Here is a 22,335-nt window from a genome sequence, read left to right as displayed (position 1 = left end):
GGTAGGTTATGCTATTCACACAGGAAGGTCAGTAATGTCTGAAGACGCCCTTAATTATCTCTTGTCTCGACGTTCAGCAAAGTTTGTCCAGGCTCCCGGACCCAACGATAATGAACTGGCACGCATGCTGCAAACTGCAATGTCCGCGCCAGACCATGGCAAACTCAGGCCCTGGCGTTTCACATTGATACGTGGTGATGCCATACCACGTCTAGCCGATATGGCCATTTCCGGCATCAAGGCAGCAGGCTTACCTCTGGCGCCCGAAAAGGAAGCCAATACGCGCAGCTGGCTGGCAAAGGTTCCGCTACTGATTGCAGTGGCTTGCAAGCTGGATCACTCCAATACCAAGATTCCCGAGCATGAGCGTATGCTTGCAACAGGTGCCGCCGTAAGCAATATATTGAATGCGGCACATATGATGGGCTATGCTGCCTTCTGGAGCACTGGCCTGGGTACGTACGTCGATGAAGTTGCCGGCGGCCTGGGTTTCGACAGCCTTGACTATCGTTTCATGGGCTATATAGCAGTGGGTACCCCCATCAGTGCCGTACAGGATCAGCCCAGGCCAGACTACCGCGAATTCGTCAGCGAGTGGCAGGGCGCCTGAGCCTTTATCATTCACGCCGGGCGTAACGGCGCTCCAACAATTTGCAGCCAGCACGCCCGAAGGTTTCCGACTGGAGCATGACTCATGAAAGTATTGAATACGGATGTCGCCATTATTGGTGCGGGCACGGCAGGCCTGTCGGCCTATCGTGCGGTCAAAGCTGCGGGCAAGCGAGCCATATTGATTGAGGGCGGGCCTTATGGGACGACCTGCGCCCGTGTTGGCTGCATGCCGTCCAAGCTGCTGATTGCAGCAGCCGAGGCTGCCCATACCGCTGCTAGTGCAGCACCGTTCGGAGTCCATATCGATGGCAGCTTGCGCATCGATGGCAAACAGGTCATGGACAGAGTCAAGCGAGAGCGTGACCGTTTTGTGGGGTTTGTACTCGAGAGCGTAGAGGGCATACCCGCTTCTGACAAGATCAGGGGCTATGCACGCTTTTTGTCAGATACGGTGCTGCAGGTCGATGATCATACCGAGATCACTGCCGGCAGCATTGTTATTGCAACGGGGTCCTCTCCTTTTATTCCAGAATCCTACCGGGCATTGGGCGATCGGGTCGTCGTTAATGACGATGTCTTCTACTGGGACGACTTGCCCGACAGTGTGATGGTGCTTGGGTCGGGTGTGATCGGACTCGAGCTAGGACAGGCTCTAGCGCGCCTGGGGGTCAACACTACTATTGTGAACCGTAGCGGGGGAGCAGGTGGTTTGACCGACCCTGAGGTGCGCGCTAGCGCGGTGAAGGCTTTTCAGGCTGAGCTGGCATTACATTTGAATGCCAGCATCAAAAGTACGCGACGTGACGGTGATCAGGTTGTCGTGAGCTATCAGTCGGAGGATGGGGCCGAGCACACAGTCAGTGTGGACTATCTGCTGGTGGCAACGGGGCGCACACCCAATGTCAAGGAGCTGGACTTGCACAACACCTCAGCTGTGCTCAACGACAAAGGCATGCCGGTATACGATTCTGCTACTTTGCAGGTAGGTCGTAGTCCAATTTTCATTGCTGGTGATGTAAATGGGGTATTGCCGCTTTTGCATGAGGCAGCCGACGATGGCCAGTTCGCCGGTGAAAATGCCGCCGCCTATCCTGAAATAGAGCCTGCGCAGCGCCGCGCACCCATGGCTGTAGTATTTTCTGATCCACAGCTGGCGCAGGCGGGCATGCGGTTCAAGGATTTGCCCAGCCAGGGCGTGGTGATAGGAGAAGTGGATTTTTCGAATCAGGGTCGTTCGCGCGTAATGCTGAAGAACCGCGGCAAGCTGAGGGTGTATGGCTGCGTGCGGGATGGCCGTTTTTTAGGCGCCGAAATGGCAGGGCCGGCTATGGAGCATATTGCACATTTGCTGGCCTGGGCGGTGCAAAAAGAGCTGTCTGTCGCTGAAATGCTGAAAATGCCGTTTTATCACCCGGTGGTGGAAGAGGGCTTGCGGACAGCACTGAGGGACTGTGCCAAGAAGCTGGCCGCGGCTGAGCTGGAGCATGTGTGCGAAGGGGATCAGGCGGTGAATAGCGCCTGATGCGCTTTAGCAATTCAGCGTATAAAAGTACCCTATTAATGCGGCAGGCTACCCCTGCTGCTCCAGCAGCGTCCTGACCCCAGCCGTCAACACCTCCACCGACTCAGTGTCAGCAGCCAGATAGCGTGCCTTGCCCGAGGCATCGAAAATATACACGCCGCGGCTATGGGCGACTTCATAGTTGTCGGGATTGTCACCTGAAGGTTTCTCGATCTGGAACGCCACGCGATAGCGGCGTGCTACGTCGGCCACCTGTTTTTCGGTACCCGTCAGGCCAATGGCATTGCTGTCGAAAGCCTCGACGTAAGCCTGCAGGATATCCGGCGTATCCCGATGAGGGTCGACGCTGACGAATACGATTTGTACCTTGTCAGCCTCGTCGCCCAGCTCGAGCATTACTTGGGACAGCTGTGCCATTGTCGTAGGGCAGACGTCAGGACAACTGGCGTAGCCAAAAAACAGCATGACCGTACTGCCCTTGAAATCGTCTTCGGTCATGGTTTGGCCACCGGCTGCCTGCAGCGTGAAGCGTAGGTCAGGCAAAAAACCCTTCACGTTGTGCAGGGCGGTTTCCGCCTGGGCAATGCCAGCCCAAGCAAGTACGGCGCTTGCCAGAAAACCCAGGAAGAAACGATACATCGTACGCATGGCAACCAAAACAGAAAGTAGGGCAACAGCACCCTTAAAGATTATAGGACAGCATGCTGCTTACTGTGGTTCACAGGAGCTATTGTCTGAGCTGGGCGCCAAGGGCCTACTGAACCTCTGCTGCCATGCCACTATGGCGCAACAGGGCGTCGATGGATGGCTCGCGGCCCCGGAAGGCCTTGAATGACTCGGCGGCCGGACGTGATCCGCCCACCGCAAGAATTTCATCCAGGAAGCGTTTGCCGGTGACGGGATTCAATGTATCGGTGGATTGTCCATCGGTCGACACGCAGTTTTCTTCGAACGCCGCATAGGCATCGGCTGATAGGACTTCGGCCCATTTATAACTATAGTAGCCAGCGCCATAGCCACCGGCGAACAAGTGCGAGAAGTTATGGGGAAAGCGGTTCCAGGCTGGAGGGAATAATACCGCGACTTCCTGGCGCACCTGTTCGAGCAGCGCAAGTACGGCGTTAATGGACAAGCCGTGCGACTGATGATGAATACCCATGTCGAACAAAGAGAATTCAATTTGCCGCAGCATTTGCATCCCGCTTTGGAAGTTGCGGGCGGCCAGCAGCTTATCGTAGAGCATGCGGGGCAGAGCCTCGCCAGTATCTACGTGGGCAGACAGGGCGTGAACCACTTTATACTCCCAGCAGAAGTTCTCCATGAACTGTGACGGCAGTTCTATGGCATCCCACTCGACACTGGCAAATGCCGCCGCGCCAGGATCATCGACCTGCGACAGCAAAGCGTGCAAGGCGTGCCCACTTTCGTGAAACAGCGTAATGACGTCATCGTGCGTCAGGAGGGCGGGCTTGCCGTTCTGGGCGCGCGAAAAGTTGCAGGTCAGGTAGACCACAGGGGTTTGCACAAACCCGTCGTGACGGCGGCGATTACGTTCACTGTCGACCCAGGCGCCACTTTGCTTACCTTGACGTGCGTACAAATCAATATAAAGCGTGCCTAGTACTTCGCCCTGGGCCGATACCACTTCGTAGGCCTGGGCATCGTCATGCCAAGTACTGGCATTGCTGGCGCGCAGGCTGACGCTGAACAAGGTTTGAATTACCTGGAACAGGCCGGCAAGGACCTGAGGTTCAGTGAAATACTGTTTGACCTCTTCCTCGGAGTAGGCGTAGCGCGTTTCGCGCAGGCGTTCCGAAGCAAAGGCAATATCCCAGGGCTGCAGATCGGTCAGGTTTAGTTGGTCGGCAGCGAATTGACGTAACTGTGCGAGATCCTGGATGGCATAAGGCTTGGCCTTGGCGGCAAGTTCGCGCAGAAAATCCAGGACCTGTTCGGCATTGTCAGCCATGCGTGTTTCCAGGCGCAGGTCGGCATAGCTGTCGTAGCCCAGCAATGTCGCTTCTTCGGCGCGCAGTGCCAGCAACTGCTCTATGAGCGCGGAGTTATCCAGCTCGGGAGCACCCTGCTCGGATGCGATCGTGGTGTAGGCCCGATACATCTCATAGCGCAACTCCCGGTCTTGTGCGTATTGCATGACGGGTATATAGCAGGGCATCTTCAAGACCAGTTTCCAGCCTTGTTTGCCATCGGTCTGCGCAGCCGCCTGGGCAGCCTGTACGACATCGTCAGGCAAACCGGCAAGGCGTGTTGCATCGTTGACGAATAGCGACCACTGATCAATGGCATCAAGGACGTTTTCCGAGAATTTCTGCGATGCCTGGGCCTGTTTCTCGGAAATATCGGCGTAACGCTTGCGTTGCTCGCCTTGCAGCTCGACGCCACCAAGGCGGAAATCACGCAAGGCCAGATCTATGATGCGTTGACGCACCGCTGGCAGCCGGGCAAATTCTGGTACGTGCTTCAAGCGCTTGTATTGTTCGTACAGCCCCGTATGCAATCCCACCCAGGTGGAAAACTCCGTGACTTGTTGCAGGCACTGGTTGTAGGCGGCCCGTAATTCAGGCGTATTGACCACGGCGTTCAAATGGCCCGCCACAGACCACGCGCGCCAGAGTTTTTCTGTAGCGTCTTCGAGCGGCTCGACAATCGCTTCCCAGCTTGCGGCCAGTGCGGGTTGCGCACTGGCCTCGACGGCCTGCCGGCTCTCATTGATGAGCGTAGTGATGGCAGGTTCGATGTGTTCGGGTTTGATTGCGGCGTAATCAACAAGAACGGAGACGGGCGCAAGAAGAGGATTTGAAATCATTGCTACTTTTCGTGAGTGCGAAGCCGGGTGGCACAAGCTTTGCCCGATGAGACTTCGCAGGTGTTCATGTTACGTGGCGCGGCGTTCAGCGGCTTCCAGTGTATTGACCAGCAGCATTGCGATGGTCATGGGGCCGACACCACCTGGAACGGGAGTAATAAGACCGGCCACTTCGCGTGCCGAGTCGAAATCGACATCACCAACGAGCTTGCCCTGATCGTTGCGGTTGATGCCCACATCGATGACCGTGGCGCCGGGCTTGATCATGTCGCCGGTCACCATGCCCGGCTTGCCGGTGGCTACTACCAGCACATCGGCCCGGCGTGTTTGTGCCGCCAGGTCACGAGTTTTGGAATTGCACAGGGTGACCGTAGCGCCTGCAGCCAGCATCAGCATGGCCATGGGCTTGCCCACGATGTTGCTGGCACCCACTACAACAGCCTCGGCGCCCCACAGCGAAATCTGTTCGGATTCAAGCATTTTCATGATGCCGTATGGCGTGCATGGCCGGAACAAAGGCTGGCCCGTCATGAGCAGGCCTGCATTGCTGATATGGAAGCCGTCCACGTCTTTGTCGGCGGCGATGGTTTCGATGACCTTGGCCGCATTCATGTGACGCGGCAGCGGCAGTTGCACCAGTATGCCATGCACGGCATCGTCGCCATTCAGCTCGCGTACGACATCGAGCAAGGCTTCTTCTGTGATGTCACCGTCCAGGCGTATGACGCGCGAATGTAGCCCGGCTTTTTCGCAAGCCGCCGCCTTGTTGCGGACATAGACTTGCGAGGCGGGGTCCGAGCCAACCAGGACAACGGCCAGGCCAGGGGTGATTCCGCGCGTTTTCAGCGCTTCAACACGAGTGGCTACTTCAGCCTTGACAGAGTCAGAAAGCAGTTTTCCGTCGAGAATACGCGCGGTCATGCGACGCCCTCAGCTTTGGTCAGGGCGATTTTCATGAGGTCGGCCACGGTGGTGACTTCGAGTTTTTCCATGATGTTGGCACGGTGTGCTTCGACAGTTTTGATACTGATGTTCAAGTCGCCGGCAATCTGCTTGTTCAGGCGACCAGCCACGATGCGTTCGAGTACCTGCTGTTCACGCGCGGTCAGGCGGCTGAGCACAGCTTGATGGTTCTTTTGCGCCTGTGCCTGGCTGACCCGCTCGGAGGCCTGTTCGAGCATGCGTGCAACAATGTTGCGCAGGTCGGTTTCGTTGAAAGGCTTTTCAAGAAAATCGACAGCGCCTTTTTTCATGGTCGAGACGGCCATTGGCACGTCTCCGTGTCCGGTGATGAACACAATAGGCAAGGGCGCTTCACGCCGGAGAAGTTCCTCTTGCAGCTCCAGGCCGCTCATGCCGGGCATGCGTACGTCGGCAATCAGGACACCCACCTGGTCGGGTTCATAGGCATGAAGGAATTCTTCGGCACCGCTGAAGCTACGGACGCGATAGCCATTGGCTTCCAGCAGCCAGCGCAATGAGTCGCGTACCGCTTCGTCGTCATCGACGATATATATTGTGCTCGGTGCTTGGGGTGTAGTCATGCATTCAACTCCTGGGGTTTTTCTGTTGTGCTGGTGGCTTGTGGCTGGGCACAGGGCAGGGTGAAACGGAAAATAGTACCGCCTTCCGGGTTGGCACTGGCCCATAGGCGGCCATGGTGCGATTCAATAATAGTACGGCAGATATTAAGCCCCATGCCCAGGCCCTCGGATTTGGTGCTGTAAAAAGGCTCAAACAGACGCTCGGGGTCACGTAGTCCGTGGCCGCGATCAATAACGGCGATTTCGATCAGCGGGAGCTGATGGGTGATGACCAGATGCAAGGTACGATAGTCACTACTTTCCATGGCTTCGACGCCATTTTTGAGCAGGTTCAATAATACCTGCTCGATCAGTATGGGGTCGGCCAGGACGTCTGGAATGTATTCGGGCAGGTCCAGCTGTATTTCCACCTGACGCTTGCGGGCGTCGATGTCGGCAAAGCCCACCGCGTTTTCGACTATGCGCATGACCGATACTTGTTGTCGGCGCGGTTCGCTGCGTTTGACGAATTCACGTATGCGGCTGATGATCTTGCCTGCCCGTTCGGCCTGGCTGGCGGCCTTTTCAAGTGCTTCGACCAAGCGATCAGGATCGGCATGACCGGACTTGAGCATGGCCACAGCAGCCATATTGTAGTTGCTGATGGCCGTCAGAGGCTGGTTCAGTTCATGTGCCAGCGACGAAGCCATTTCGCCCATGGTAGTCAGGCGGCTGGTGAGTTGAATTTTTTCTTGCTGGACACGTGATGCTTCTTCATGCGTGCGCCTTTCGGTGATATCGCGTGCTACCTGCAAACGTACTCGGCGCCCGTCGGTCCAGGCCAGGATACGGTGATGCACTTCGAACCAGCGTTGTGCCGAACTTGAAAAAGTCTCTACGGTTTCGTCGGTGAAGCGGCCCAGGCGACCGCCCAGCAACTCGGCGTGACCATTGGACTGGGCGCCAAAAAAGCGTCGATAAGTACGGTTGGCAAACAGGAGCTCAAGGCCGTCGGCTGTATCGGCGACCACCGAAATAGCGTCGTCCAGGCCTTCGAGCACGGTCATGAAGCGTTCATGGGCGGCAGTCAGTGCTTCGCGTATGCGTTTGGGCTCGGTGATGTCGGTCATCGAGGTCATCCAGCCAATTTGTTCGCCGTTGGGGTCTCGCAGCGGCGATACGTACATGCGCGCAGTAAAGCGCGATCCGTCGCGTCGTTGTGCCTCGACCTCGAGGCCGCTGCTGGGGGTACGGCCCGACAGCAGGACGTCGAGTGTTTCCTGGTGCTGGGCGTGCCGGCCCGGAAGCCAATAGGGAAAAGGTGTGGTTCGGCCGATCAGGTCGGCTTCATTCCAGCCTATCATGCGGCAGAACGCCGGATTGACATAGGCGATACGGCCATGCATGTCGAATACCCGCATGCCTGTGGACATGGAGTTTTCCATGGCACGCCGAAAGCCTGTTTCGGCGATCAGGGCGGCTTCGGCCCGAGTGCGAAAACGTGTATAGCGCCAGAGGGCCAGCAAGCTTAATACGATGACCAGTGAGAGGGCGGCGACGACCATGAGCAGGCGCTGCTGACGTGTTTCCTGGTCTATGGTGACGAACATGACACTGTCGTTGTGCAATTGCTGCAGCCAGACAAACACTCCCATGACGCACAGATACAGAATCAACACGATGACCGGGGTCAGCCAATAGAACCCGCGGCGGGGATGATTGGCCTGATCATAGAACGTGGTGGGTATCAGGGATTTCTTGGAAGGAGTCGCCATGTTTTTATGTTCAAGCGCCATACGAACTGTAAGCGCGATGCAAATGCTGTGTGCATTTTAGACGGTATCCACATTTACCGCATTTCACATTATAAAAATTAATATCATAAAATGAAATTTTGCTTGAACATCTACTGGGTCTTTCCTAGAATAAGGCAGCTAGGAATACGAGCCAGCCGAAAGTCAAGATTCGCAACAGTCGGGTATTCATGTATAACGTGACACATTGGTGCAAGTTTTCGTATCCGATTCCACCATTTAAACAGGAGACAGCAGATGTCCTCTCTTGATCAAGCAAACACTAAAGCAACAGACGTCGATGACGACGCTCTTGAAACACAAGAATGGCTCGAAGCGCTCGAAGCCGTACTTGATCGGGAAGGACCAGAACGCGCTCATTTCCTGCTGGAACGGCTGATCGACCTGGCACGACGCTCAGGTGCCTATATTCCTTTTTCACCCAATACTTCTTACGTCAATACGATACCGCCGGGCCTGGAGCCTGCGCATCCGGGCAATCTGATACTGGAAGAGCGTATCCGCTCATATGTGCGCTGGAATGCCATGGCCATGGTGGTCAAGGCCAACAGTCACAACCCACCCGATGGCGGCGACCTGGGTGGCCACATTGCCTCATTCGCGTCCTTGGCCACCATGATAGGTTGCGGACAAAACCATTTCTGGCATGCTGAAACCGAAGATCACGGCGGTGATCTGGTCTATTTTCAGGGGCATTCATCGCCCGGTATTTATGGTCGCGCTTATCTTGAGGGCCGCCTGACCGAAGAGCAGCTGAACAATTTCCGCCAGGAAGTCGATGGCAAGGGCTTGCCATCCTATCCGCATCCCAAGCTGATGCCCGACTTCTGGCAATTCCCCACAGTGTCCATGGGCCTGGGCCCTCTGATGGCCATTTATCAGGCTCGTTTCCTCAAATATCTGCATGCACGTGGCATTGCCGACACCAGCAAGCGTAAAGTCTGGGTGTTTTGCGGCGATGGTGAAATGGACGAGCCCGAATCCCTGGGCGCCATCAGCCTCGCCTCGCGCGAGAAACTCGACAACCTCATTTTTGTCATTAACTGCAACCTGCAGCGCCTAGATGGCCCGGTGCGCGGCAATGGCAAAATCATTCAGGAACTCGAGGGCGACTTCCGCGGCAGCGGCTGGAATGTCATTAAGCTGATATGGGGCGGGTACTGGGATCCTCTTCTCGCACGTGACAAAGAAGGTATTTTGCGCCGGGTCATGCAGGAGTCGGTCGACGGCGAGTACCAGGCCTATAAGGCACACGACGGTAAGTTTGTGCGCGAGCACTTCTTCGGCAAACATCCCAAGCTGCTCGAAATGGTCAGCCGCATGAGCGACGAAGACGTCTGGCGCCTCAATCGCGGCGGTCACGATCCTTACAAGGTTTATGCTGCATTCAAGGCAGCCACCGAGCATTCCGGTCAGCCTACAGTCATTCTTGCCAAGACCATCAAGGGTTACGGCATGGGGCACGTGGGCCAGGCCAAGAATCCCACGCACCAGCAAAAGAAGCTCGACATGGAAGCCGTGCGCGAATTCCGTGACCGCTTCAACATTCCCGTACCCGACGACAAGCTCGAACAATTGCCGTATTTCAAGCCGGCCGACGACTCGCCCGAAATGAAATACCTGCACGAACGCCGCAATAGTCTTGGCGGCTACTTGCCCCATCGCCGTGTAAAGGCAGATGAACAACTCTCTGCACCCAAACTTGAAGCCTTCAAGGCTGTACTGGAACCCACTGCCGAAGGCCGTGAGATTTCCACTACGCAAGCTTTTGTACGCATCCTGAATCAAATTCTGCGCGACAAGGAGCTCAGCCCGCGTGTGGTACCCATACTGGCTGACGAATCCCGTACGTTCGGTATGGAAGGTTTGTTCCGCCAGATCGGCATCTATGCGCCAGAAGGTCAAAAATACACGCCTGTCGATAAAGACCAGGTCATGTATTACCGTGAAACGGAAAACGGCCAGTTACTGCAAGAAGGGATCAACGAGGCGGGCGCCTTCAGCTCCTGGATATCCGCCGCGACGTCATACTCGACCAATAACCGAATCATGATTCCGTTCTTTATCTATTACTCGATGTTCGGTTTTCAGCGCGTTGGCGATCTGGCCTGGGCAGCGGGCGATATGCAGGCGCGCGGTTTCCTGCTGGGCGGTACGGCCGGACGCACGACCCTGAACGGCGAAGGATTGCAACACGAAGACGGTCACAGCCACATTATGTCGGCCCTCATTCCTAATTGTGTTTCCTACGATCCGACCTTCGGACACGAACTGGCTGTCATTATTCAGGACGGCCTGAAACGCATGGTCGAGAACCAGGAAAATGTGTACTACTACATCACCGTGATGAATGAGAACTACGCTCAACCGGGCTTGAAGGCAGGTGACGAAGAGGGCATTATCCGCGGGATGTACAAGTTCAAATCGCATGGTGACAGCAAGAAACTGCGTGTCCAGCTCATGGGCTCGGGCACCATACTGCGTGAAGTCCTTGCCGCCCAGGAATTGCTGGACAGCGATTGGGGCGTGGCCTCCGACGTCTGGAGCGTGACCAGCTTTACCGAATTGCGTCGCGATGGCCTCGATTGCGAACGTCACAGCCTGCTTCATCCCGAAGACAGCAAGGCCCCGGTGTCGTACGTCAGCCAGAAGCTGCAGGATACTACCGGCCCCATTATTGTTTCGACCGACTATGTGAAGTCGTATGGCGACCAGATTCGCCCCTATATTCCTAAAGATCGCACGTTCAGGGTATTGGGTACCGATGGTTTCGGCCGTTCCGACTTCCGCTACAAGCTGCGCGAACACTTCGAGGTCGACCGTCACTTTGTGGTGCTGGCTGCCTTGCGCGGATTGGCCGATGAAGGCAAGTTGCCCATGGCCAAAGTCGCAGAAGCCATCAAAAAGTATGGCATCAATCCTGAAAAAGCCAACCCGCATCACGCTTAAAAGGGGGACACGAACATGAGCAACACCATCGAAGTGAAAGTCCCGGATATCGGCGATTTCAGCGAAGTTGAAATTATTGAGGTCCTGGTTTCCGAAGGCGATACAATTGCCGCAGAGCAAAGCCTGATCACGGTCGAGTCCGACAAAGCCTCCATGGAAATTCCCTCGCCTCAGGCCGGGGTGGTCAAGTCGGTTGCCGTCAAAGTCGGCGACAAGATCAAAGAAGGCTCCGTCATTCTGCAGGTAGAAACCCAAGGAGCCGGCGCCGAGAGCGCAACAGACAGCAAGCCGGCTCCGGCCAAGGAACAATCTGCTCCCACCCCAGACAGTCAGCAAGAAGCACCCGCCAAGGAAACACCTCCAGCGCGCCAGGATGGCGAGCGAGTCACGATTGTCGTGCCTGATATCGGCGACGCAACCGACGTCGAAGTAATAGAAATCATGGTTGCAGTGGGCGATACGATTGCCGCCGAGCAAAGCCTGATTACTGTCGAGTCCGACAAAGCGTCCATGGAAGTTCCTGCTTCGCATGCGGGCGTGGTAACTGCAGTCAAAGTGAAGCTGGGTGACAAAGTCAATCAGGGGTCGGAAATCATCGAGGTTCAGGCCAGCGAAGGCCAGGCCCAGACGCCCGCCCCCGATAAGGAACCTGCTGCTCAAGTGCCGCAGGAAGCACCTGCGTCCAAGCCCGTACAGGCGCCTTCCAGCACGTCCCCAGCATCCGTGACAAGCAGTGGCATGGCATCGGTTCCACCCCAACGTCACTCGCCCACCGAAGCCTATGCGGAAGCCGATGTGCCGCTGCGCAATTTGCCACACGCTTCGCCTTCGGTACGGAAATTCGCGCGCGAACTGGGTGTGAATCTGGGCGCTGTAACCGGTTCGGGCGCCAAGAACCGCATTACCAAGGAAGACGTCCAGCAATACGTCAAGAGCACCCTGGCGGTAGGTGGCGGCATACCCGTTGCTGCTGCGGGCGGCGAGGGCGGCTTGAGTGTGTTGGGGTGGCCCAAGGTCGACTTTGGCAAGTTCGGCTCCATCGAAACCAAACCGCTGTCACGCATCAAAAAGATTTCCGGTGCCAATCTGCATCGGAACTGGGTGATGATTCCTCACGTTACCAATAACGATGTGGCTGACATTACCGAACTCGAAGACTTGCGCCAGACACTGAACAAAGAAAACCAGAAGTCGGGCGTCAAGGTCACCATGCTGGCCTTCCTTATCAAGGCGGTGGTTGCAGGGCTCAAGAAATTTCCTGAGTTCAATGCATCCATCGACGGTGATAATCTGGTCCTGAAGCAGTACTATCACATCGGTTTTGCTGCTGATACGCCTAACGGGCTGGTCGTACCAGTCATTCGCGATGCCGACAAAAAAGGCATTGTTGAATTGGCCTCCGAGACCGCAGAACTTGCCGGCTTGGCACGCGACGGCAAGCTTTCACCCAGTCAGATGCAAGGTGGATGCTTCTCGATTTCCTCGCTGGGCGGTATAGGAGGAACGTCGTTCACGCCCATCATCAATGCGCCAGAAGTCGCCATTCTTGGTGTGTCGCGTTCCGCGCATGCTCCGGTCTGGAATGGGAAGGAGTTTGAGCCTCGACTCATGCTGCCGCTGTCGCTGTCGTACGATCATCGGGTTATCGACGGCGCTGCTGCAGCCCGCTTCAACGCCTATCTGGGCAGCCTGCTGGCCGACTTCCGCCGCATCGTGCTATAGGAGACCACATGAGCACAACTGAACTGAATGTGCCCGATATCGGTGACTTCGCCGAGGTCGAGGTTATCGAGGTCCTGGTTGCCGTCGGCGACACCGTCCAGGCAGAACAAGGCCTGATAACCGTCGAGTCTGACAAAGCCTCCATGGAAATTCCTGCCGCCAAGGCGGGGGTCGTCAAGACGATCATGGTCAAAGTGGGTGACAAGGTGGCAGAAGGTTCAGCCATTATCCAGATTGAGGAAAATAAGGCGCCAGCAGAAAAGCCTCAGTCTGCTGTCGATTCCCAATCTTCCGCCCCGGCTGCCGCATCTGTTTCCTCTGCTGACGAGGCTGCGGCAAGCAAGAGTGCAGCCAAGGCATCTGGCTCCGCAGCCGCATCAGCGCCGGCAAGTTTTTCCGGCTCGGCCGATTCCAGCTACGACGTACTCGTACTGGGCGCCGGCCCAGGCGGTTACTCAGCTGCTTTCCGGGCAGCCGATCTGGGTCTTTCCGTAGTCTTGGTCGAACGCTATGCTACCTTGGGCGGGGTCTGCCTGAACGTGGGCTGCATACCATCCAAGGCTTTGCTGCACATGGCATCTGTGCTGGAAGAGGCTCAGTCCCTGTCCGCCCATGGCATCTCTTTTGGGCAGCCCAAGGTCGACCTTGATGCCCTGCGCGCCTATAAAGACGGAGTCGTATCCAAACTGACGGGCGGCCTAGCCGGCATGGCAAAGGCCCGCAAGGTTGCTGTGTTGACGGGCAAGGGTGAGTTTGCCGACCCTCATCATCTGACCGTGACTACGCCCGATGGCAAGACCCAGACTGTCAAGTTCGGTTCGGCCATTATCGCCGCCGGCAGCGAGTCGGTAAAACTGCCATTCCTTCCTGACGATAGCCGTATCGTCGATTCGACCGGGGCCTTGCAGCTGTCTGGCATTCCTAAAAAGATGCTGCTCGTGGGCGGCGGCATTATCGGACTAGAAATGGGCACAGTCTATTCGGCGTTGGGTGCTCGCCTGGATGTCGTGGAAATGCAAAGCGGCCTGATGCAGGGCGCTGACCGCGACATGGTCAAGGTCTGGGAAAAGAAAAATGCTGGCCGTTTCGATCACATCATGCTCGACACCAAGACAATCGGTGCCGAGGCACGCGAGGATGGAATCTGGGTGTCGTTCGAAGGCAAGAATGCGCCCAAGGAAGCCCAGCGCTACGACCTGGTGCTGCAGGCAGTGGGCCGTACGCCCAATGGCAAGAAGATTGCCGCCGACAAGGCGGGTGTGGCCGTTACCGACCGTGGCTTTATCGAAGTCGACAAGCAAATGCGCAGCAATGTGCCACATATCTTTGCAATTGGCGATATCGTCGGCCAACCCATGCTGGCTCATAAGGCCGTGCACGAGGGCCACGTTGCAGCCGAAGTCATTGCCGGTGAAAAGAGTTTCTTCGATGCGCGGGTGATTCCTTCGGTCGCCTACACCGACCCCGAGGTAGCCTGGGTTGGCCTGACCGAAGATGAGGCAAAAAAAGACGGCATCGTAGTCAAGAAAGGGGTGTTTCCGTGGGCGGCATCCGGACGAGCCATTGCCAATGGGCGCGATGAGGGCTTTACCAAACTCCTGTTCGACGCCGAAACGCATCGAATACTGGGTGGCGGTATCGTGGGCACCCACGCGGGCGACCTGATCGGCGAAGTTGCGCTGGCTGTCGAAATGGGTGCCGATGCGGTCGATATTGGCAAAACCATCCATCCACATCCAACCCTGGGCGAATCCATAGGTATGGCTGCCGAAGTCGCCGAAGGCAGTTGCACCGATCTGCCACCGGTACGGCGTAAGTAAACCACTGGTTTGCAAGCGAAAAGGCAGGCCTTTCAGTATGGGCTTGCCTCATGATTTGAATGGCAGGTGCTAATATTAGCGCCTGCCGTTTGTTTTTCTTTAAGCCTCGAACATGTCAATTCCAACCCCCGACAACACTGCTACTTTACAAACGTGGCTGAGTTATCTTGAGTCCCTGCATCGCACATCGATAGATCTTGGCCTTGAACGCATACGTGTAGTGGCCGCCAAGCTGAATCTGGCATTGCCCTATGTAAAGATCACGGTAGGGGGGACGAACGGAAAAGGCTCGACCTGCGCCATGCTTGAAGCCATCTTGCTGGCTTCGGGCTATAAAACCGGCACCTATACTTCACCCCATCTGGTGGATTTCAATGAGCGCATACGTGTCAACGGAGAGTTTGCGAGTGATGCGCAAATCATTGAACAGTTTCACCGGATAGAGCAGGCGCGTGGCGAAACCACACTGAGCTATTTCGAGTACACCACGCTTGCCGCCCTGATGCTGTTTGAGCAAGAGAAAATGGATGTCGCCGTGCTCGAAGTCGGGCTGGGTGGGCGCCTGGATGCGGTCAACCTGGTCGATGCCGATTGCGCCATCATTACCAGTGTTGATATCGACCATACAGAGTATCTGGGCGATACCCGGGAAAAAATTGGCCTCGAGAAGGCCCATATCTTTCGGCCCGGGCAGCCAGCAATTTGTGCCGACCCGGTGCCACCGCAAAGCATTATTGATTATGCAGCCCAAATCAAGGCTGATTTATGGCTATTCGGCAAAGATTTCAATTATTCGGGCGACAGACAGCAATGGGCGTACGGTGGCCGCGGCCAGCGCCGCAGCAGCATGGCGTACCCCAGTCTGCGTGGAGCCAATCAATTGCTCAATGCCTCCGCGGCGCTGGCCGCGCTGGAGGCGCTGCGTCCCAAACTGGTGGTGCCGCAGCAAGCGGTACGTATCGGCCTGTCGCAGGTGCAATTACCTGGACGCCTGCAAATATTAGCCGGTACGCCCACTATCATCCTGGATGTGGCGCATAATCCTCATGCAGCGGCTGCACTGGGCCAGAATCTTGATGCCATGGGGTATTTTCCCCATACGCATGCGGTAGTCGGCATGCTGAACGACAAAGATATTGCCAGCGTAGTGGGCAAGCTGGCGCACCGAGTCGATCGCTGGTATTGCGCAAGCTTGCCAGGCCCACGCGGCATGTCTGGTCAGGAGCTCGCAAATGCTGTGAACAAGGTTGTGGCTGGCACAGCGCCACAGCTTTCCATGCAAGAAAAGAGCCGTGAAGTACGGCGCGCAGAACCCGGCGAGCACGAAGCGTCAAATCGGCCTGGCGTACGGGCACAGCCTGTGGCGCCGGTCGAGGCGAGCTCGGTGAGTGTTTCCAGTTTTGATGATCCGGTACAAGCCTTTACCGCGGCTCGGAAACAAGCCACCGACAATGATAGAATTCTTGTGTTCGGCTCTTTTTCCACTGTGGGTCCAGTGCTCCAGGAATTGGGAAGGGCCTGATCTTCTGCCCCGTTCGGTATGCGCAAGTTTGCGTGATCCGGGCGGGCATTGTGGCCGTCAGCTTTTACAATAGGTTTTTGCTCCATGGGATTGTTCTCTCGTAATGAGTCCACCTCTGATTCGGGACGCCGCTCAACGTCGCGCAGCTCCTTGTCCAGTGAAGCCCAGGCCAACGAGCTGCGGGGCCGTGCAAGACGCCGCCTGATCGGCGCTCTGGCATTGGTTCTGGCAGCCGTCATTGTTGTGCCCATGCTGTTCGATTCATCGGTACCCGAAGACGAAATCAGCACGCCAGTCGTGGTTCCAGCCATTGTTCCACCCTCTACCGACAGCAACGTGGCACTGGCGCCCGTCGCGCCCGATCCCGCCACAAACGGTACTCAGACGCCCGAACCAGATGCGGCAGCGCAAGATTCCTCCAGCGGTACTGCTCAGCAGCCAGTTCCGGCAGATCCTCAGCCTGAATCTGTCGAAGCAGAGCCAACCCCCGAACCCGCTGAGCCGGTTCAGCCCAAACCCGTCGAAAAACCCGAACCTGAACCTGAGCCCGAACCTAAGCCTGCGCCCAAGCCTGAACCCAAGCCAAGTACAGAGCGTACAGATGACGGATCAGTTGCCATTGCCTTGCTCGAGGGCCGCAGCCCCGCGCCGGCAAGCACTGCCACGTCCGATAAGGGCAACTTCATACTGCAGATTGCGGCCTATACCACCGAGCAAGATGCCAATATCCGGCGCGATCGCCTGGTGTCCGCCGGCGTAACCAATGCTTATGTCGAAAAGGCCAGCCCGGGCGGCAAACCTACTTATCGCCTGCGTGTAGGCCCATTCCCCACTCGTGATGCAGCGCAGGCCGCGCAAGCACGCCTGAGGGCACTCGGGTATGACAACGGTTTCATTTCCACTAAGTGACCAGCTTCGACTACCTGGTGCTGGCCATTTTGTCTGCGTCAGCAGTGCTGGGGCTCCTGCGGGGGCTGGTTAAAGAAGTATTGTCGTTGCTCGCTTGTGTCGTCGCCTTTCTGGCGGCTATCTGGTGGGGGCCTGTGGTGTCGGTCTGGTTGACCAACCTGATCGAAAACACATTGTTGCGTACGGCCGTAGCCTATGGCGTGGTGTTCATCGTCATGTTGCTACTGGTCGGGCTAATCAACCTCACCTTGGCTACGCTTATTGATAAAACAGGCCTGGGCCAGGCGGATCATGGCCTGGGTGCTTTGTTTGGTCTGCTGCGGGGGGCATTGATTGTGCTGGTGCTGGTTGCCTTGGCCGGTTATACCGAATTGCCCGCAGAGCCTTGGTGGCAAGAGGCCAAATTGTCTGGCACGATCGTCCAAGGCATACAGCAAATCAAACTCATGCTGCCCCCGTCCTTATCGTCTTGGTTACCGTATTGATCGCCTTCACAGGAATATAAAATGTGTGGAATAGTTGGGGTTGCTGCCCAAACCCCTGTAAATCAGCTGATTTACGATAGCTTGCTCTTGTTGCAACACCGCGGGCAAGATGCAGCGGGCATTGCCACGTCGCATGAGCAGTTTTTCAATATGTACAAGGCCCACGGCTTGGTGCGCGACGTGTTCCGTACTCGAAACATGCGCGCGCTGCCCGGTTGCAGTGGTCTGGGGCAAGTGCGCTATCCCACGGCGGGGTCCAGCGACAGTGTCGATGAAGCGCAACCCTTCTACGTGAATGCGCCATTCGGAATTACCTTTGTCCATAATGGCAATCTGACCAACTGGCGTGAGCTGCGTGAAGAGTTGTTCCGTATCGATCGCCGTCATATCAATACCAACTCCGACTCCGAAGTCTTGTTGAACGTTTTTGCGCATGAGCTACACCTGGCAGCCAGCGGCGGATCGCTGGACGAAGACGCCATCTTCAAGGCAGTAGCCTCCGTCCACCGGCGAGCCAAAGGTGCTTACGCCGTCATCGCCCAGATCGCCAATTACGGTATGGTTGCTTTTCGTGACCCTCACGGAATTCGACCACTGTGCATGGGTTCGAACGATTCAGGGCAGGGCGTGGAGTGGATGGTAGCTTCCGAGTCGGTTGCCCTGACAGGTTGCGGTTTTACCCTGGAGCGTGATATTGCACCGGGTGAAGCCGTATTCATAGACCTGGATGGCAAGGTCAGCAGTCGCCAATGTGCCCCCGCTCCGGTCCACACCCCTTGCGTATTTGAATATGTTTATTTTGCACGCCCTGATTCATTGATGGATGGCGTGTCTATATATGATGCCCGCTTGAACATGGGCGAATATCTGGGCGACAACGTAGCCAAGTCCTTGCGCCTGGGTGATATCGATGTGGTCATGCCGATACCCGACTCATCGCGTCCGTCGGCCATGCAATTGGCGGCCAGACTGAACCTGAGCTACCGGGAAGGCTTTATCAAGAATCGCTATATAGGACGTACTTTCATCATGCCGGGTCAGGCGGTACGCAAGAAGTCAGTACGCCAGAAACTTAGTGCCATCGATATGGAGTTTCGTGGGAAAAACGTGCTGCTGGTCGATGATTCCATCGTGCGCGGTACAACCAGCCGTGAAATTGTCGATATGGCAAGGGCGGCGGGCGCCAACAAAGTATATTTTGCATCCGCCGCACCCGCAGTGCGTTTCCCTAATGTGTACGGCATAGACATGCCCACGCAAACAGAGTTGATCGCGACGGGCCGCGATACCAATGACGTTGCCAGGGAAATTGGCGCGGACGGTCTGGTCTACCAGGCGTTGCATGATCTGGAGCAGTCCATACGTGACCTGAATCCTGCCATGTCGCAGTTTGAGTCCTCTTGCTTCAACGGACAATACATCACGGGCGATATTGATGCCGCCTATCTTGAGCGGCTTAGCGCCAGTCGCGGCGTCAAGCCGCAGGCTGGCGAGATGTCCACAAGCGAAGACGAGGAATAACTCGTATCAGGCCTGGCGGGTCCGCAGCAGCAAGGTGGCCAGGCCCAGCACCGCAATCACAAGGAAAAGCCCCAGGCTCCACAAAGCATATTCAACGCCCAGCAGGTCGACGCGAGCGTCCATGCACGACGCGAAAATACCGAATATCCACGGTACGTTCGCGTCCAGACCGCTTTGAACCATGAAACGGTCGGCGAATGTCATGTCGCAAGAGAACATCTTGGCCGCAACAGTATATTGATACCAGGCGGCCGTCACGCCCGCAATGGCCAAGCCCGCTACGATCAATCCCACGGCGCGCCGTAAACCTGCGGCAAGACGGCCAGCCAGCACGCCAGCCCAGCAAACCAGTGCGATCGTTGCGAATATCAATCTTTGGAGTACACACCAGGCGCACGGCTGCATGCCGAACACGTGCTGGGAAACCAGGGCGATGGTCAGTGCAGCCACGCAGAGCAGGGCTGTCAGGTGCAAGATTCTGGAAGACAAGTCAGTTGACATAGTGAGTCGATATCGGTTGATGCAAAAGCTGGAGATTCAGCGAAGAGTGCTGTCAAGGGCGGCAAGCAGTTTGCGTTCGAACAGTAACTGGACGCGAGGATGACTCAGGGTGTCGCCTTCAATGATGAAAATATCCTCGACCCGATCACCCAGTGTCAGGATTTTGGCCATTTTAATGGTAATGCCGTGTTGGGCGAATACTTGGGCCAGGTTGTACAGCAAGCCCGGCCTGTCGGCTGCCGTTACAGACAGGCGCCACGAGGCGCTGCGTTCATCTGGTTGAAGCTCGACGTTGGGCACAATGGGAAAAAAGCGTGCGCGACGCGATCCGGGACGCCACTTTTCCTGATTGGGCTGAGGATCTGCGCAACGCGATTCGTGTTTCAGCTCCTCGTTGAGTTCATGTTCTATGAGGCTGGCGTTGGAGCGGTAGTCTTTGTCGTGCGCAGGCAGCAATACGATAAAGCTGTCCAGTGCCCATCCATGCCGTGTTGTATGTATTCGTGCGTCCTGCACGCTCAGGGCCCGGTGGTCGAAGTAACGGCACAGTGAAACAAACAGATCTTTGCGGTCTTTCATGTAGACCATGACCTGCAGCGCTTCATTTTGCCCCAGCAGACGCACTTTGACGACCGGGTCGGGAGAATTGACACGGTAATAGAGATGGCGCGTATGCCAGGCAATTTCACTGGACTCATGCCGCAGGAAATAAGCCACATCAAGCTGGTTCCAGAATTCATCGCGGCTTTCGTCACGCAAACCCATCAGACGTATTTCAGTGGCAGCTACGGCCTTGCGTTGGGCCAGCACTGTGCCGGTATCGGGTTGCGCACCGCCCAGTGCGGTAATGGTTTGCTGGTACAGGTCTTCGAGCAGCTTGCCTTTCCAGGAGTTCCATACCTTGGGGCTGGTTCCACGTATGTCGGCTACCGTCAGCAGATACAAGGCAGTCAGTTGGCGTTCGTTGCCTACGCGGCGGGCAAACTCATGGACCACATCCGGGTCGCTGAGGTCGCGCTTCTGGGCCACCATGGACATGGTCAGGTGCTGGCTCACCAGAAAGACCACCAGGTCCCGGTCGGGCCCGTCTATGCCGTGATCATTGCAGAAGCGGCGCACATCTACGGCGCCCAGCTCGGAGTGGTCACCGCCGCGACCCTTGGCGATATCGTGGAACAAAGCGGCAACATACAGCAGCCAATGACGGTCGAAATTGGCCATGAGCTGGCTGGCCAAGGGGTATTCCTGCGCATGTTCGGGCATGGTGAAACGGCGCAAATTGCGCACTACCATCAGGATGTGCTGATCCACCGTATAGGCATGAAACAAATCGTGCTGCATCTGGCCAACAATACGCCGGAATACAGGCAGGTAGCGGGGCAGAATATTCATCATGGTCATGCGCCTTAGCGCATGAACGATTCCGCGTGGCTGTTGCAAGATCTGGATGAACTGGCGACGATTGACCGGGTTGCGCCGGAATTGCGCGTCAATGCGCCGGCGCGCATGCCACATTGCCCTTAACGTCTGCGCCGACATACCAAGCAACTCGGGCCTCTCCTGCATGACGAGGAAGGCACGGAACAGCAGTGCCGGATTACGGGCAAAACCGTCGTCGCGTCGTATGTGCAGCCGACTGCGAATAATGCAGAAATCGTCGTCTATCACTCGTACCTGTTCGTCGGGTAGAGGGAAGAGCAGCTCTTCTATGCTTTGCATCAGCATGGTGTTGAGCTGGCTGACGACTCGTGCTGCCCAGTAGTAACGCTGCATCAGTATTTCACTGGATCGCCTTGTTCTTGTTGCTTCGAAGCCATAAATGGCGGCCAACCTGGGCTGAAGATCGAACAGAACGCGATCTTCGCGTCGACCCGCAAGCAGATGCAGTTCTATGCGCAGGCGCTTGAAGGCCTGATCCGCACGGCGCAGTGCACGGAACTCCGTTGCCGTCAGAAGATCTGATTTGGCTATTTCACGCCATGTTCCACCCTGACCGGCAGCCTGGGCCAGCCACTGCACAACCTGCAGGTCACGCAAGCCTCCGGGCGCTTCCTTGCAGTTGGGCTCCAGTGCATAGGGTGTATCTTGATGGCGGGCATGGCGCTGTTGCATTTCGGAGCGTTTGGCCTGAAAGAAGGTCTGTGCATCAAGCTGTTCGTGCATGGCCGCACGTAATTGAGCAAGCAGGCTTTTGCTGCCCATCAACCAGCGCGCCTCCATCAGCGATGTTTCCACTGTAATGTCGTTGGCGGCTTCGCGTCGGCAGTCTGCTATGGTTCGCACGCTATGTCCGGGTTCTATGCCCAGGTCCCACATCGCCGCCACAAAGGCCTCGATCATGCAGGTGTTCTGGCTACTGGGCTGCTCGCTCAGCAGGATCAGCACATCGACATCGGAGTAGGGGTAGAGTTCACCACGCCCGTAGCCGCCCACGGCAACCAGCGTGGAGCCATGGGGCAGCGGATAAATTCGGGCAAGTTCGCGCAGAGCCTGATCGGTGGCCCGGCGCAGGGCGGTCAGCAAGGTATCCGGGCGGAGGTGCTTGCGAAATGCGCTGATGGCCTCGGTCTTGCTGGCAGTCAGTTTGTCGCGCACGCTGCCCACAGGC

16 protein-coding genes are annotated in these 22,335 nt (G+C 56.6%); 9 read left to right on the top strand and 7 right to left on the bottom strand.

What is annotated here, in order from left to right:
- Positions 1–34 precede the first annotated feature (34 nt).
- Together ERD84_RS10875 and ERD84_RS10870 are read left to right on the top strand one after the other, a co-directional pair.
- Positions 35–610 carry a nitroreductase family protein gene (locus ERD84_RS10875; protein ID WP_130039631.1) on the top strand — a complete coding sequence of 192 codons (576 nt, stop codon included), beginning with the start codon at positions 35–37 and terminating at the stop codon, positions 608–610.
- A gap of 84 nt (positions 611–694) precedes the next feature.
- Positions 695–2,134 (top strand): dihydrolipoyl dehydrogenase, encoded by a 1,440-nt coding sequence (locus ERD84_RS10870; protein WP_130039630.1) that lies wholly within the window; start codon positions 695–697, stop codon positions 2,132–2,134.
- Positions 2,135–2,182: 48 nt separating this feature from the next.
- Here the strand turns inward: ERD84_RS10870 and ERD84_RS10865 are convergent, their stop codons facing one another.
- The 5 genes from ERD84_RS10865 to ERD84_RS10845 form a co-directional block, all read right to left on the bottom strand.
- The gene (locus ERD84_RS10865; protein WP_130040032.1) at positions 2,183–2,773 is read right to left on the bottom strand and encodes an SCO family protein; all 591 of its coding nucleotides are present in this window, start codon (positions 2,771–2,773) and stop codon (positions 2,183–2,185) included.
- 115 nt (positions 2,774–2,888) lie between these two features.
- Positions 2,889–4,961 carry a M3 family metallopeptidase gene (locus tag ERD84_RS10860; RefSeq protein ID WP_130039629.1) on the bottom strand — a complete coding sequence of 691 codons (2,073 nt, stop codon included), beginning with the start codon at positions 4,959–4,961 and terminating at the stop codon, positions 2,889–2,891.
- Between the two features lie 69 nt (positions 4,962–5,030).
- Positions 5,031–5,882, bottom strand: a complete 852-nt coding sequence (gene folD / locus ERD84_RS10855) for a bifunctional methylenetetrahydrofolate dehydrogenase/methenyltetrahydrofolate cyclohydrolase FolD (protein WP_130039628.1) — start codon at positions 5,880–5,882, stop codon at positions 5,031–5,033.
- The gene (locus tag ERD84_RS10850; RefSeq protein WP_130039627.1) at positions 5,879–6,505 is read right to left on the bottom strand and encodes a response regulator transcription factor; all 627 of its coding nucleotides are present in this window, start codon (positions 6,503–6,505) and stop codon (positions 5,879–5,881) included. Before ERD84_RS10850 ends, folD begins: the two co-directional genes overlap by 4 nt.
- Positions 6,502–8,259 (bottom strand): PAS domain-containing sensor histidine kinase, encoded by a 1,758-nt coding sequence (locus ERD84_RS10845; RefSeq protein WP_130039626.1) that lies wholly within the window; start codon positions 8,257–8,259, stop codon positions 6,502–6,504. The genes ERD84_RS10850 and ERD84_RS10845 overlap by 4 nt, the downstream gene beginning before the upstream one ends.
- A 276-nt stretch (positions 8,260–8,535) precedes the next feature.
- Between ERD84_RS10845 and aceE the strand changes: the two genes are divergently transcribed.
- The 7 genes from aceE (at position 8,536) to purF (ending at position 19,226) form a co-directional block, all read left to right on the top strand.
- Complete coding sequence (gene aceE, locus ERD84_RS10840) at positions 8,536–11,247, top strand: pyruvate dehydrogenase (acetyl-transferring), homodimeric type (protein WP_130039625.1); 2,712 nt, start codon at positions 8,536–8,538, stop codon at positions 11,245–11,247.
- 15 nt (positions 11,248–11,262) lie between these two features.
- Complete coding sequence (gene aceF / locus ERD84_RS10835; RefSeq protein WP_130039624.1) at positions 11,263–12,969, top strand: dihydrolipoyllysine-residue acetyltransferase; 1,707 nt, start codon at positions 11,263–11,265, stop codon at positions 12,967–12,969.
- A gap of 8 nt (positions 12,970–12,977) precedes the next feature.
- Positions 12,978–14,789, top strand: a complete 1,812-nt coding sequence (gene lpdA / locus ERD84_RS10830) for a dihydrolipoyl dehydrogenase (RefSeq protein ID WP_130039623.1) — start codon at positions 12,978–12,980, stop codon at positions 14,787–14,789.
- A gap of 112 nt (positions 14,790–14,901) precedes the next feature.
- On the top strand, positions 14,902–16,311 hold the full coding sequence (gene folC / locus ERD84_RS10825) for a bifunctional tetrahydrofolate synthase/dihydrofolate synthase (RefSeq protein ID WP_130039622.1): 1,410 nt from the start codon (positions 14,902–14,904) through the stop codon (positions 16,309–16,311).
- A gap of 84 nt (positions 16,312–16,395) precedes the next feature.
- Positions 16,396–17,220, top strand: a complete 825-nt coding sequence (locus ERD84_RS10820) for an SPOR domain-containing protein (RefSeq protein WP_130039621.1) — start codon at positions 16,396–16,398, stop codon at positions 17,218–17,220.
- On the top strand, positions 17,217–17,705 hold the full coding sequence (locus ERD84_RS10815) for a CvpA family protein (RefSeq protein ID WP_130039620.1): 489 nt from the start codon (positions 17,217–17,219) through the stop codon (positions 17,703–17,705). Before ERD84_RS10820 ends, ERD84_RS10815 begins: the two co-directional genes overlap by 4 nt.
- Positions 17,706–17,726: 21 nt before the next feature.
- Positions 17,727–19,226, top strand: coding sequence for an amidophosphoribosyltransferase (gene purF / locus ERD84_RS10810; protein ID WP_130039619.1), 1,500 nt, complete (start codon positions 17,727–17,729; stop codon positions 19,224–19,226).
- 6 nt (positions 19,227–19,232) lie between these two features.
- On the opposite strand, the gene ERD84_RS10805 is transcribed toward purF, so the two are convergent.
- Positions 19,233–19,727 carry a disulfide bond formation protein B gene (locus ERD84_RS10805; protein WP_130039618.1) on the bottom strand — a complete coding sequence of 165 codons (495 nt, stop codon included), beginning with the start codon at positions 19,725–19,727 and terminating at the stop codon, positions 19,233–19,235.
- A gap of 36 nt (positions 19,728–19,763) precedes the next feature.
- Entirely contained in the window at positions 19,764–22,322 is a 2,559-nt protein-coding gene (locus tag ERD84_RS10800; protein WP_245150693.1) for a [protein-PII] uridylyltransferase, read from the bottom strand.
- Positions 22,323–22,335 lie beyond the last annotated feature (13 nt).

The sequence above is a fragment of the Pollutimonas harenae genome, assembly GCF_004153685.1.
In the GTDB taxonomy this organism is placed as follows: Bacteria; Pseudomonadota; Gammaproteobacteria; order Burkholderiales; family Burkholderiaceae_B; genus Pusillimonas_C; species Pusillimonas_C harenae.
Note: the sequence above shows the minus strand (reverse complement) of the source record. Positions and strands in the feature narration are given on the sequence as shown.